This is a genomic window from Streptomyces sp. NPDC001515, from assembly GCF_053597115.1.
Genome location: NZ_JBSFHN010000026.1, coordinates 107,682 through 122,159, shown reverse-complemented (window position 1 = coordinate 122,159; position 14,478 = coordinate 107,682). Strand labels below are relative to the sequence as shown.

At 73.2% G+C, this 14,478-nt stretch carries 2 protein-coding genes and 1 pseudogene; all 3 read right to left on the bottom strand.

Annotation, left to right across the window (positions count from 1 at the left end):
• Window positions 1-1,615, bottom strand: a pseudogene (locus ACWCXC_RS25995) (hypothetical protein); the annotation flags it as partial.
• Window positions 1,616-1,730: 115 nt separating this feature from the next.
• Window positions 1,731-2,174 carry a hypothetical protein gene (locus ACWCXC_RS25990; protein ID WP_450682019.1) on the bottom strand — a complete coding sequence of 148 codons (444 nt, stop codon included), beginning with the start codon at window positions 2,172-2,174 and terminating at the stop codon, window positions 1,731-1,733.
• 40 nt (window positions 2,175-2,214) lie between these two features.
• A complete protein-coding gene (locus ACWCXC_RS25985; RefSeq protein ID WP_450890690.1) occupies window positions 2,215-14,475 on the bottom strand; it encodes a WXG100-like domain-containing protein in 12,261 nt (4,086 codons plus the stop codon).
• Between the last annotated feature and the right edge of the window lie 3 nt (window positions 14,476-14,478).

The window sequence follows — 14,478 nt, the reverse complement described above, 5'->3', positions numbered from 1 at the left end:
GGTACCGCGGTGCGAGACGTATCCGCCCGCGAGGAGCGACTTGATGATCCCGACCGCTTCTTCGAGCGACGACCCCCGGGTGTGCGGGGCCTTCCGGGGGAACCTCCCGGGCGGCGGACGCGACGGACGGTCCGGCGGCGGATCGCAGGGGGGCGCCGGAGACGGATACCGGCGCGGCGGCCCCGGAACGCGTCGGAGCCGCGGCGAAGGTCAGGCCGCTGCGTACGGCGAAGCGCCGCAGCTGGTTCGACGTCTCCGAGTCCGCACCCGTGGGGGCCGCGATCTCCGCGTGCTCGCGCACCCGTTCGTCCAGCTCCGCCACCAGCGCCGCGAGGGCCCGCAGGACCCCGGACCGGGCCCGGACGTCCCCGCCCGGGTCCTCGATCTCGATCCGCATCGCCCGCGCCTCGGCCGCTCTCTCCCGTACCCCGGGCGGGGGCGTGGGAGAGCTCCCCACCCACAGCCCGGCCCGTACCGCGATCACGTAACGGTCCTCGGGCAGGCGCCGTACGGCGGGTTCCGGGCCCGGGGCACCGAGGGTGTCGGGCAGCAGCCAGCGCACCGGGCGCGGAGCGGGGCCGGGGGCGTCCGGCTCGGCGGGCAGACAGCTCACGGAGGCCAGCACGGCGGGCCAGGCGCACGCACCGTCGGCGGAGGTCAGCCAGACCGACTCGTCGTGCCCGTCGCCCGAGGGGCCGGGCACGGGCAGCGGCACGCCCGTGCAGACCTCCACCTCGGTGCCGAGCAGGTCCGCCGCACGCTGCGCGACCGGCAGCAGGTCCTCCGCGCCGCCCGGTGCCAGCCGCACCCGGTCGCGCAGGTCCGCCGGCAGCCGGGCGAGCAGCGTCGCCACATCCTCGGCGAGGTCGTGCCCGGGGCCGGCCGCGCCCACCAGCACGGTCGGGCGGTCCGGGTGCACGGCCAGGGCGAAGGCCGGGTCGCCGGGACCGGGAGCGGCCGGACGTCCGTGCCGCAGCAGAAGACCCGCCGGTATCTGGTGGACCGTGCAGTCGCCCAGCTCGCCGAGCGGCACACGGGCCAGGGCACGCTGCCAGCGCGGCGCCGGGATGCGCGCGCCCAGGGCCACGGGTTCCGCACCCGGCGCGAACCGCCACCAGCCGCCCGTCGGCGTGCCCGGCTCGCAGACGTACAGGCCGCCTCCCGGCACCAGGACCGCCGCGGAGTCGGGTGCTTCGATGTCCAATTCCCACGCGTCGGCCAATCGTTGGGCGAGAGGGAGCCGCCCGTCCGGTCTGCGCGCCGCCGCTGCGGACATCACGAGCCGGGCGGCGGTCCTCCGCTCGTCGCGCAGCCGGGCGAGCAGTCCGCCCAGCACCTCGCCGAGGTTGCCGGCCGCTTCGGCCGCGACGTCGACGACGACCACCGGGCGATCCCGCTCCACGCGCAGGAGAGGGGCCAGCTCGCGGACGCCCGTACGGCGGTCGGCGGAGGAACGCAGCAGGAACACGGCGGGGCCGCCGGTGCCGTGGGGCGTACCGAACTCCTCGACCACCGTGTGGGCGCCGTCGGGGGCGGGCGCGGGGGGGACGGCAGCCGGCCGCGCCGCCGTCCGCCGTCCGCGCCACCGTGGCAGCCGCGAGGTCAGTCCGCTCATCGGGACCCCTCCCGACGGGTGAAGCCGCTGCGCTGCACTGACCCTCCATCAAGGATTCCGTTTCCGGGCGACGCCGTCCCCGGGGTCTGCCCGGCGGATCCTAGTCCTCGACGGTTCACGCCGGATCCTCAGGGCGGCCGGTGCGGGCGGGAGGGGGCGCCGAGCCACCGGTGAGGATGTCCAGGGCGAGGTCGGACAGCGCGGACCTGGCGGCTTCGGGCCCCGGGCCGGGCCCGGCCGGCTCCCCGGCCGCGGACGCCGCGACGGCCCCCTGGTCCTCCGCCGCCCGGTCCGGCTCGGTCCGGGCCCGCGCCACCGTCGCCGGTCGGGATTCCGCTTCGATCCGTACCGGGGCCTCGGGCCCGGCCGCCGGTGCGCGGCCCGCCCCGCTCCGGCGCAGGGACGCCAACCGCGCCTGGGCGCACCTCAGTTCCGCCCGGCGCAGCGCCCACTCGTGCGAGGCCGCCGCGACGCGTGCCGCCGCCTCCCCAACCGCGCTTCCGGCGGCCCGCGCCGCCCCTTCCGCCATCATGGTCTCCTCGTCGTGGGGGTCTGTCACAGGGAACTCCCCGGGTCTTCGCCCGGCCCGCTGTCCGCCGTCATGCGGTGTCGGTCGCACCGCGCTTGGGCGGAGGTGCGAAGGGGGCGGCGGGGGTGGTGGACCGGGAGCGCTTCCGACCGGCGCCGGGCAGCGTCTCGACGCGTGCGGTCCAGCCCATGCCGCCGTGGTCGCCCAGGCGCGCCCAGTCGATCACCAGCCTGTGGGTGGTGCTGCTGCCGGGCCGGTCGGTGGCGTACGGGCGGTGATCCGGCCCCGTCACCCGGATGTCCATGCCGAGGGCGGCCGCGTACTGGTCGAGCAGGAACCCCGCTTCCGGGCCCAGGGCGAAAGACCGCCCCCGACGCAGTTCCGCGAAGCGCTCGTGGGGTGGGTGCAGGGCGCCCGTGGCCAGACGGGTGAAGAGCTCCTCCACACCGATGCCGTGCCTCTCGGCCCCGGCCACCAGGATACCGACCCGCTGGAGGGAGTTGGTGTTCGCGTAGAGCCCCCTCCAGAGTGCCTGGAGCACCGATTCGCCGCCCGGGCCAGGCCCCACGTGAAGCACCTCGTCGAGCGCCCGGAAGAGCGTTCCCTCGGAGCCGAGCGGCTGCACGATCGGTCCGGCCGGCACATGGCCCGTGCGGAAGGACGGCAGGTACTCGTGGGCGAAGTACCGCAGATGGTCGAGGAAGAACGGATTGTCGGCACTGACCGCGAGCGCGCGGGCGAACAGCCTGATGTCGTTCGGGTCCAGGCCCGCCCAGATGTCCTGGGTCTGCGACACCCTGCTGGCGATGGCCATGCTGACCGGATGCGTCCCGGGCGTGCCGAGCCGCGGGTCCAGACCGGCCGCCAGGGCCGGGGCACGGTTGACGGCCGGTGCCCCGTGCGGGAGCGGCGCCGGGTGGCGCAGGGGCCAGAGCGGGTTTCCGGTGTTCACGGACTGCGTGGCGTGGCCGCGCAGGGGCCGGCCCCGCAGGGCCGTGACCTGGCTTGTATGGTCCAGGACCTCGTCGTCCTGATACTCCGGCTGACCCCAGATGTCGCGAAACGGCGACAACTGCAGCCCGTTGCGGCCTGCCTGGACGTTCGCCTGCCCGTATGCGCTCTGGTTGAACATCCGCTGGTACGGATTGGTCAGCCCCACATGATCCTGCGGCAGCGCTCCGGTCGCCCACCGCCCCGCCACCAGCCGGGACAGGTCGGTGAGGACCGCCGCCCGCTCGAACTCCACGACGAAGGCGGTGCCCCGGCGGGGCAGCACCTGGTTCTCGGCGGCGATCCTCCGCCGGGTGTGCTGCGCTTCGAGCTGCTGCCGGTGCGCCCATCGCCGCCGGAGCGCGAGGACGGGGTCCGACAGCGGGGCGGGCGGCTCGGGCAGGGGCAGATCCTGCTTCAGCTCCCACGCGTTGATCCGGTTCAGGGTCTGGCTCAGGGCGTGGAACTCCGCCCCGCCCGGCCCGAAACGCAGCTGATGCCGGTCGTCCGTGCCCGTGAGCAGGGTCGCCGCCGCATCGACGAAGAGGTTGGGCTCCGGCGAGTACGGGAGCAGCGGGTGCAGCCCGCGCAGCCGGGTGCGTACGCGCATGTCGTGGGCGATCTCGCGCCGCACGCTCGCCAGTATCTGCTCGAACGACGGGGCGGCCCTCTTGCCCTTGTCCTTCTTCTCCTCCATCAGAGCGGCGTACCGGGTCTCGGTCAGCGCCTTCAGGCGCGCGGTCGCCTCCACCTCGTCCGCACGGGGCAGGCGGTAGCCGCCCGACATCATCAGCGGACGCAGCGGCTGCGAGTCCTCGCCGGTCTCCAGACGGCTCTCGAACCAGGTGAAGACGTGCTCGTCCCGTGGTGTCGACCCGTCGCGCGTCGACACCACGTGCGGATAGGTGTCGAAGTCCATGAAGGCGATGTACGGGTGCATCCGGCGGCCCATCATGGACCGGATCAGGTGCCGGTTGGCGTCGCTGTCCAGGACGTTGTTGCGTGCCGTGCCGTACGGGAACGACTTGTCCTTGGACCAGTTCATGACCATCGGGACCAGGGCCAGCGGGCGGGCGAACGCCGTCCGCTCCGCGACCCGGCGGATGGTCGCGCCGATGCTGTCGTACGTGGCCCGCCGCTGGGACGGGCTCGGTGCGCTCCGGCGGCCCGTCGTGGAGGTGTCACCCACCACGCGTGCGTTGACGCCGACGACGACCGCCACCCGCCCGCCGAATCCGTCCAGCCCCTCGGTGACCGCGTTCAGGAACTCCTGGAGGCGTTCGGGATGCTCGCGCAGTTCGCTCTCGGAGACGATCGCGTTCACCACGTAGGACACCCGGTAGGGGGCGGCGTCGGTCGTCGACTCGTCGGGAAGGCTCTGTCCCACCCAGGCGAGGTAGTCGTCCTCGGTGAGGTCACGCAGGCTGTCCGGCGCGGCGAGATCGGTGAACGCCCGGTTGACGAAGGCGATCGAGGGAGGCGTCCCGGGGCCCGCGGCGGGCGAGGACCACTCCTGGTCGGGTCTGCTGGGAACGGATTCGTCGGGCTCCGGCTCGTCAAGGTCCATCGCCTCCGGCTCGGTCGGGGAGGCCGCCTCCTCCGGCTCGTCGACCTCCATCGCCATCAGGTCGGAGAGATGGTCCGGGATGTGCGGCGTGCCACCGAGGAGCCCGCCGCCGTGCGCGGCGGTGATGCGGGCGTCGGAGTCGCCGATGCGCGTGGCCAGTGCCGCCGCGTCGACACCGAGGGCGGCGAGCGCCTCGGTGGTGCGCTCCAGTTCCGCCTCCGCGAGCGCCAGCCGCTGCCGGGCGGCGGTGAGGGCGGGGGAGGGGCCGCGAGACGAACCCTGGCCCTCCGGCGGCCGCAGTCTCGCCTCCTCCTGGGAAGCGGTCTCGTACGCGTGGAGCGCCCGCTGGTGCTCGGTCCAGGCGCCCAGACGCGCGTCGGCCTCGGCGCCCGTGGTGTCGCCGGTGATCAGGGCGCGGGCCGCGCGGGCCCGTTCCCGCGCGGCGGCGGACATCCGCAGCGCCTCGGCCTCCTCGGACCGGCGCAGATCCAGCTCCTGGCGTGCGGCGAGGGCGGCGTGCTCGGCCAGCCGCAGCCGGCGTTCGGCCTCCTGCTCGGGACTCTCGTCGGTGACCTGCCGCGTGCTGTGCGGGGAGTGCTCCGCCGCCGTTGTCGTGTCCTCCGGGACGGTGTGCAGCGGTATCACCGCGTTCTCGCTGACCCGTTCGATGGTGGCGAGGTAGTCCTTCGGCAGGTTCTCCAGGCTCTGCGGGCCGGTGTTCACCATGAGGCCCTCGCGGCGCACCCCGCTCGCTCGGTCGTCCCGGCGGAACAGATGACGGTTCTCGGTCTGCTCGTGGGCATCGGAGTACTCGTCCGCCAGGCCGAGGTAGTGCAGGATCTCGTGCATGAGCACGGCGTCGCTGTGGCCGAGGTCCCAGTGGCGCTGGTCGGCGCGGTCCGGAGCGCCGGTCGCCTGCGACAGCGTCACCGCCTCGCTGTGCCCGGACGATGCCACGAACTCCGCCGTGACGTGCAGCTGGTCCCCCGAATCCGGCAGCAGGTAGCCGGTGTTGACATGGGCGTCCAGCGCCGACTGGACCCGGGCCCGGAAGGCCGCCAGGTGCTGGGCGTCCAGACCGTCGACGAGCCGCACCGGCAGGGTCACGAAGAACTGCCGGACCGTCCGCCCGTCGGGCATCACCATCCGGCGCACATGATGGCGGATCAGCGTCATCGAGCCGTCGAGACGCCCCCGCTCACGCCGGGACTGCACCAGCTTCGGGTCGAAGCGCTCGGTGTGCACCGCGGCCGTCGTCGTCTCGTCCCACGCCGCCACCTCCTCCGGCCGCACCGGGTTCGCCGTCCGCCGGCCGGTCTCGCGGGCGCCCGTGCCCCCGGTCGGGAGCGGCTGGGTGCCGTCGCCCGGTGATTTCGGCGCGGGCCACCGGGGGGTGAGTGAGGCAAGAGACTGCGTGGTCGGGTCGGTGGGGGGCGGCACCGGGAGACCGGACACCTCCACGTCGCCGTCGCGCTGCGCCTGCGCGATCTCGTCGCCGAGCAGGAGCATCCGCACCCCGGCCGCGATGTGCTCCGCCTCCGCGGCCTCGACCTCCCGGACCGCTTCGTGCCACCGCAGCTCCAGCTCGGCGGCCTCCTCGTCCCGCCGTGCGTGCTCCTGCAGGCTCTCCTTGTCCCTCAGCGACTGCCGCGCCGCGTCCAGATCGCGGTACGCCTTCACCTCGCGCTCCAGCGGTGCCAGCGCGTCGAGCAGCATGGCCTCGCGCCGGGCCAGCACCGCGGCCCGGTCGGGCGTGGACGTGGCGAGCCGTTCACGGGTGGTCTCCAGCATGCGGTTCGCCTGGCCGAGTGCCTCGCGCGCCTGGGTCGCGGACCGTTCGAAGCCCGAGGTGAGGGCGACGAGCCGGTCGTGCTCCGCCCGGGTGCGCGCCAGATCGGCCTCGCCGTCGGCGACGCGCCGGGTGGCACGCCGGAGCGCCCCGCTGGGGTCGGGGCCGGGGGTGATCGTGCCGTGTTCGTCCTTGAGCCGGTCCAGCTCCGCCCGGGCGCGGTCGAGTGCGGCCTTCGCGCCGTTCAGGCCGGGGAAGACGGTGCTCCCCGGACGCAGGGTCCACAGGCGTGTTCCGTCCTGGTCGCGCAGCGCGAGCTCCAGCGTCCTTCCGCTCTCCTCGGCGACGGACTGCGCGCGGTAGAGCGCCTCGACGCGGGCGGCGGGGGTGGGGTTCGTCCCCAGGTCGAGCCAGAGCTGCGGTACGGCCCCGGGCGGCGGCGCGGCCTCCGGGGCGGAGATCAGCCGGGCGACCTGGGCGGGGGTGAGATCCCTGGCATCGGGGGCGGACAGATCGAAGACCCCGTCGCCCCGGTGCGCCTGGGGGAGCACGCCGAGGCCCAGCAGGTCCCGTTCGGACACCCGCAGCACGGCGGTGCCCGTCGCGTACCTGACCGATCCGTCCGGACCGGTCAGGGTGGTGACGGTGTCCACCTCGACCTCGTACGTGCGCAGGCCCTGTGACGCGTCCGGCTGCCCGGCGGCCCCGGTCTTCTCCCAGTGCCGGGTGAGCGCGGACACCCCGCCGCCCTGTCCGCCCGGGGTGGACTGGTGCGACAGCAGGGGGACCGAACCGCCGAAGTCGAAGGCACCCTTCTCGTCCAGTGTCACCGAGACACCGAGGCCGAAAGTGCCGTTGCGGGCGGTCGAGGATCCGGAGGTGGTGCTGAATCCGGCCACCCTCAGCCGGTCGACCGTCACGCCCTTCGTGGTGTCGATCAGCCGGGGGCGGAACACCTCGGTGCGCAGGGTGACCTTGGGGTGCTTCGCCGTCCCGGTGACGGCGCCGCCCGCGCCGGCCGCGCCACGCACCGGGTCGACGGTGATCTCCCCACCGTGCAGCAGTTCGGTGAGTCGCGCCGCGGCACCGTCGGCGGTGTGCCCGCTGCCGAGGTCGCCCCCGGTCAGTTCGGGCGCCAGTTCCTGCACCGCGAGCAGCAGCTCCTGCTGGTTGCTGAGCGCGTACGCGACCTCGTTGCCGGTGGGACGGAGCGGTGTGGCCGTGGCGAGCGGACCGGTGAGCCTGGGGTCCGTGGTGCCGACTTCGTAGACCAGCTGCTCGTTCTCCGGCCGGGGCGTCAGACTCCGCTGCTGGTCGTGATCCCCGGCGAAGCGCAGCGTGACCCGCCCGGGGACGTCCTCCGTCGACGGACGGCTCGTCAGATCGGAACCCTCGATGTGCAGGTCGGCGGTGAAGACGTATCCGAGGGTGAACTCGTTGCCGCTCTCCACCCGCTGCCACACACGGTCCTCGCCCGTGACGGTCGTGGTCACGGTGTCGGTGCGGTTCGTCGAGCCGCCGGCCGTGGGGCTGAGGGTCGTCTTCCGGGAGCTCTCGCCGGAGAACGGCCGCACGATGGCGGCCGGCACCGACAGTGCCCAGCGGGTGGTGCGGCTCCGGCTCTCCGTGACGTTCGCGGGGGCGTGCGCGGAGTAGTTCTCCACCCCCGCACCGCTGTTCGCCCTGCGGCCGCGGACTCGCCGGAGCTGCTCCTTCGTCCAGGCCGGTCTGCCGTGCACCCGCACGGTGACGGTGCGGGTGACCCCACCGCCGGTGTACGGGAAGGTGAACGCCAGATGCCCGTCCCCGCCCCGGCCCGGCAGCGCGCCGAGACCCGCGGGCGAGGTGTAGTCGGCGATGCGCTGGGCCAGCCCGGGCACGTAGTTGCGGTGGCCGGGCGTGAGGCTGCCCGGCGCGTGGGCCCTCACCAGCTCGGTGAGCCGTTCGCGCAGGAGGTGCGGTCGGCGGGGGTCCTCGTTGGTGTCGGGACGGGTGGGCGCCGTGCTCCCGGAGCCCTGAGGGCTCTGTCCCCGGTGCGCGGCCGGGACGGCACCCGGGACCGGGGCCGGCAGCGGCGCGGCGAGGGGCGTCGCCTCCAGCACGGCCGCCAGCCCGAGCACGCCGTGCTCGACGAACCGGTACGGCAGCTCGGCGGTGGCCGGGACGGGTGTGCCGGTCTCCTCGGCCGCGAACGACTCCAGCATCGTCCCACCGCGCCGCAGCTGGTCGTCGGTGGCGAGGAAGGTGATCCCGCCCGGAACGCTCACCGTCCGGGTCACCGCCGCGGCGCGCTGGTTCAGCGGTGAGAGGCGCCGGTGCCCCCGGCGGACCGTGATCTCGTAGGTGATGTCCGCGCTGATCCGATGCTGGACGCCGCTCTCCGAGGGCACCCGGGTGACGTTGGTGGACGCCGACGTCGTCACCGAGTTGCTGTGTCCCCGTCCGAAGGCGAACTTGAGGTTCGCGCCGCCCGTGGTCGGCTTCGGAGCGCCGGTCACGGGCGGCGCGGAGTCCGGTGGCGGGGCGGCGGCCTGCTCCGTCTCCTGGCGGCTTCGCCCGGACTTCATGGAGATTCCCGGGCCGCCCTCGTGGGAGGACGCCTTCGTGACCTGGTGAGAGGCGCTGTCGGTGGCCCCGAGGTCCGTCTCGCCGTACTGCGTGACGGTGCCGAGGTCCTGCGGACGGGTCAGGACGGCACGCACCTCGACCACCAGGTCGGTGCCCGCCGTCACCCCCGGCACGAACAGGTCGTCGATGACGAAGACGCCCTTCACCATCTGGTGCGCGCGCGACATCAGGGCGGCGGGGGTCAGCTGCGCGTGGAGGGCCTCGTGCAGCAGCATCCCCTGGTCGGACCGGTCCCCGCCGGTCACGGTCTGCTGGACCACCGTGCCCAGGTGCAGCAGCGTGCCGACGGCGGACCTCGCGGCCCCCGTGGCGGCCGCCCACCACGACGACGGGGCGGAGGAGGTGACCCGGCGAGGGGCGGTGGCCGGCAGGGGCAGGCCGTCGGGACCGTCGGCCTCGTTCAGGTCGTTCAGTGGAATGTCGCCCGGGTACGCCCCGGGCAGGTTCGACCCCGTCGCGCCGAGGGGCCCCGCGGCCTGCTGGGCGGCGTAGTCGGGGCCCGGCCCGGACTCCGGCTCCGCCGGGGGCTCCGAGAGCTCCGCCAGGATCGCCTCGACCGCCTGGTACAGCTGCGCCCTGCCGCGTACGACGTCGACGAGGGAGCTGTCGGGCAGCAGGAACGTCTCCTCGGCCGGGGGCAGCGGGGTGCCCGACGGCAGGAGCACCGCTTCCCCGTAGGCCGTCGACGCGTTCCCGGTGCGCTTCTCCGGCACCGCGAGATCGACGTACACCGGCCGGGTGCCCGAGGTGAACGGGGCGGTGGGCAGCTCCTGGGACCCGCCGGTGAACTCCGCCGTGAAGACGGCCGGGACCCGGAAGACCTCCGTCGTCTGACCGGTCGTGATGATCATCTGGGCGTGCGAGAGCGACGAGCCGGCCGTCGAGGTCTCCGTCGACTGCCAGGTGCCTTTGTAGTCCGCCGTGAGGCCGCCCCTGAAGTGGCCGGGCGCCAGACCGGTCAGCTGGCCGCCGAGCTGGAACGTGCCCGTGCTCCCCGACGACTTCTGGCTGGTGCCGGGCACGGTGAGACTGGTGATGTTGGGCAGATGGACGTCGCTCAGCGTGGTGAGGTGAGTGGGGTTCCCGTCGGGACCGGGGAGCTTGTCCAGGGTGAGGCGGAGCTGTACACGGTCCACGCCGCCGCCGGCCCCGGGCTTGGTGAAGTGCAGCGTGGCGCCGCCGTCGACGAGCTCGTCCACGATGCCCAGGAGGCCGTGCTGCGAGCCCAGCAGCGAGAGCTTCCGCAGGTTCTCCAGCCGCGCCTTGACCAGCCGTTCGTCCATGAGGGGGCTGTCCTGTTCGCCCGGCTTCGGCAGATAGCCGTTGTCGTGGAGCCACTGGCGCGCCTGTTCCAGCACCGGTGCGACCCCGCCGCCGTGCACCCTCAGCGGGGTGGTGGTCAGTCCGAGGGCGTCCAGCCGCGCCACCTCGGTGGGTGCCTTCTTGCCCCCGCCCTCCGCGGGCTCGGTGCCCCGCGCGGTCTCCGGGGTGAGCATCCTGATCCGTACCGGGGTGGCGGGCACGGGCCGCGGCGTGCTGCGCGTTCCGTCCGCCGGGATGAACTCCACGTGGTAGACGACGTTCGCCGGGCTCAGCACATGGCCGCCGTTGGTGCGGATATTGCGTGTCAGGCTGTGCGTGGCACCGGCGCCCAGCGCGCGGTCCCCCAGCTTGCTGAAGCCGCCCTTGGGCACCACGGAGCCCCCCAGGTGGAAGTCCCGGAACGCCTTGTCCGCCTCGGCCGGCTTGGCGTTGAAGACGGGGCCCAACCCGCCGTCAACGCCGTACGCGTACGACACCTTGGCCAGCGAGTCGGCCTTCAACTGGCGCTCCAGGAAGCGCTCCAGGCTGTACTTGGGGCCGACCCGGATGTCCTGGCCCGCCCGGCCCGTCACCTCCGCGGTGACCTTGAACACGCCGAGCGCGTTGCCCTTCCTGTCCAGCAGGACCGGTGACCAGGTACCCGTTTTCCCGCCGGGGTCCTCGGTCGTGCGCTGCAGGGGGAGGGCCCCGAGAAGGTGTTCGGGGCCGAGGAACTTCTCCAGGGCGGTCAGCGAACCGGCGTCGAGCGCGGAGAGGCGGTCGCCGAACAGGGACCGCACCTCGCGCAGCAGGACGCCGGGGTCGGACATCGAATCCAGCACCCACAGCGGCGATTCGTCCAGATGTTTTCCGAGAGCGGCGGGGTCCCCGGCGTCGAGGACGTTGCCGTCCGCCGTTCCGTAGGCGGGCGTGGCGAGGTGCTCGGGGAACCACGCGGTCACCGTGCCGAGTTCCCGTACGCCCGCCCGGTCCTGCGGGATCTCGGGGAACGGGGTGGTGGCCGCCTCCCGGACCCGGCCCAGCGCGGCGTACTCGAAGGGGCTCGCCGGTTCCGAACTCCGGAGCAGACTCGTGGTGTTGACGGCACCGCTCACCGTCGTGGACAGGCTCTGCTGCTGATGGGTGACGTTGAAGGTCAACGAGGCGGGCGCCCCGGTGATGCCGAGGAAGCTCTTGATGGCGTTGAAGGTGTGGGAGAACGGATTCAGGGACACCGTGCGTACGGCGGTGGTGGAGGACGTCGACGTGCTGTCGAAGGCGGCGGCGTGCCGTTGCTCGTTGTTGTGCGGTGGCATCCGGTTGCCCGCGCCGAACACGGTGGAGGGACGCGGCCGCTCCAACTGGAGTTGTACGTCCAGCGAACGCGGTACGCCACCGACGTCCAAGGTGATCCGGTACCCGTCCCTGCTGAGCAGCATCAGACGGTTGTCCTGGAGAGCCTGCGGGGAGAGCAGTGCGGCGAGCCGGGTGACGGCGTCCGCCCGTTGCCCCGCGGTGAGCGGGCCGGCGATCTCCTCCAGCCGGGCCAGCGTCTGCTCCTGGAGACCGGCGGCCACCTCGTCCGCGAGGGGGGCGAGGTGCACGCCGCTGACGCCCTCGCCGGCCGAGGTGCCGAAGTTCCGCACCTCGTCGGAGAGCGTCGAGCGATTCGGGCCCGAGGAGGACGACACCGACGGGGTGGACTGCGGAGGCGGTGGAGGAACGGGCACCGGGACGCCGGAAGCGCTCGGGGCGACGTTCCCGTCGTCCTCGGCGTTCCCCTCCGCTTCGATGTCCAGGGTGATGTGGTGCGGGGTCTCGTCGTCGAAGGTGACGACCGTGTCCGGAGGGTTGACCGGGGGTGCCTGACTGATCGTCCACGCGGGCACGGACTGCTGGGCGGCCCGTTCCGGTTCGTCGTCCTCCTCCGACGGGGCGAGGCGGGACTCGGCGGGGGAGAGCCGGCTCTCCTCCTGCGAGAGGGTCTGGGGGGCGGACTCCTGGCTCTGCTGCCGGTTCTGGTCCTGGGCCAGGGGCTGTTCCTGGTTCTGCTCCTCCTGTTCCTGTTCCTGGTTCTGCTCCTGGTCCTGGTCCTGGTTCTGCCGCTCCTGGTCCTGGGTCGGCTGTTCCTGCACCTGCTCGGTGAGAGGCGCGGTCGACGTGGTGAGCGGGCCCGATACCGGACTGCTCGTTTCGGTGGACGAGGACGTGGTGCTCGACGACGTGCTGGTGGTGGCCGGGCCCCGGTCCTTCTGGGGGGTGGTGAGGGGTGGCGCGCCGGTGTTCGTGGCGGTCGTCGCGGTGGGGGTGCTGGACGACGCCGTCGGCGGTCCGGGCGCTTGCTGGGGCTGGGGTGAGACCACGCCGACCGGGGACGGGACCGCGTGCGGAGGGTCCTCGGAGCCGGGGAGGCCGTCGTCGTCGGGGGTGGAGCCGGGCACATCGAGGGATTCGTGGCCGTCCTCCTCGCGCAGGACCTCCGCTGTGGCGAGGGGGCTGACCTGCTCCGAGGCGTTCGGCTGGCCCGGCCGGTCGGAGTCGTTCGATCCGTTCGACAGGATCGAGGAGTTGTCGGGTCCCCCGGCGGGAGTGAGTGGTGTCGTGGAGTCCGGGACGCCGTTGGCGCCGGCTCCGCCCCCGCCGGTCGTGGCAAGCCCGGCGCCCGAGCCCGTCCCGCCCCCGGGGGACGCCGGGCCGGGCCCCGGCAGCTTCAGCCCGGCCTCCAAGAGCTTGTTGCGGGCGGCGTCGCCGAGATGCTCGCCGCCGGTCTCCAGCAGATGGCCGATCCGGCCCTCGACCATGCCTGATCCGAAGGTCAGGCCGGAGGTCTTGAAGGTGTGCTCATCGCTGAAGATCAGGTTGTACGTGCCTTCGGACACCGCGGCGTGCCCGCCCTCGAACACGCCCTTGCCCAGGCCGTGGGCGCCCGCGCCGGCCATCGACTGCAGGATGTTCCTGCCGAGGGCGTCGGCCGCTCCCCGGCTCAGCACCGTGCCCAGCGGGCCGTCCGCCACGTCGCCCAGCGGCCCGAGGGTCTTGCCCAGCGATGCGGCGAGATCCTTCTTCCCCGTGTTCTCCAGCAGCGACCGCGCCCAGTCGCGGCCGACGTCACGGGCCTCGTCGCCGCCCATGTGCTTCTTGAAGGTCTCGCCCACGGAGTGCACGAACCGGTCGCCGGCCGCCTTGCCGCCGGGCCCCGCGGTGTTCGGCAGATGGTCGGCGAAGTTCTTGGCGATGTCGTCACCGAAGGTCTTCGGCGCCTTGGGCCCCACCCCGTTCGGCCCCTTCGGTCCGTGCACCGGAGGCGGCGGGAAGGCGTTGTCGATCTGCTTGCCGAGGTTCTTGCCCCCGTCCTTGCCGAAGAGCTGCGCGAGCCCCTTGCCGAACTTGTTGCCCAGGAACTGGAACGGGCCGGCCATGAGCCCCTGGATCATCCCCGAGAGGGCCGCGCCCTTGGTGAGCGATCCGTCGTACGAGTCCCTGGAGCCCTGGTTCAGTTGCGACCACTGGACGAGGAGGTCCATGGCCACACCCATGCCCACGTTGATCACCTGATGCATGAGCAGCGTCATGACCAGCCGCCCGAGCCACGAGCGGATCAGGAACCGGACGATCGCCACCTTCGCCAGGTACGCCTGGATCGACGCGCCGAAGAAGAACGCCAGCGCCGCCGCCACCACCGCCTCGAAGAGCAGCTCCACGAGCTGGGCGATGATCATGTACTTGGTGTACTGGAGCTGGGTCGCACCCTCGCGGGTGAACTCGCCGAGAAGTTTGGCCTGGTCGGCCACCGCGTCGAAGTAGTTGAGCCCTTCCTCGCCGACAAAGCTCTTCATGGCCGCCTGGTACATGTCGGCGGCGTCCCCGTCGAAACTCTGCCTGGTGAAGCCGAGGGCTTCGGCGATCTGCTGCTTGAGGTCGTTCGACAGCTTGCCGTGCAGGTCCTTGTGGACCTCGGCCAGCTCGAACATCTTGTCCTCGTCGCCGTTCGGCGGCAGCTCGCCGGTGAGCGCGGCGAACAGCCACGCACATTCGGGCGGGAACTCCAGGGACACGGT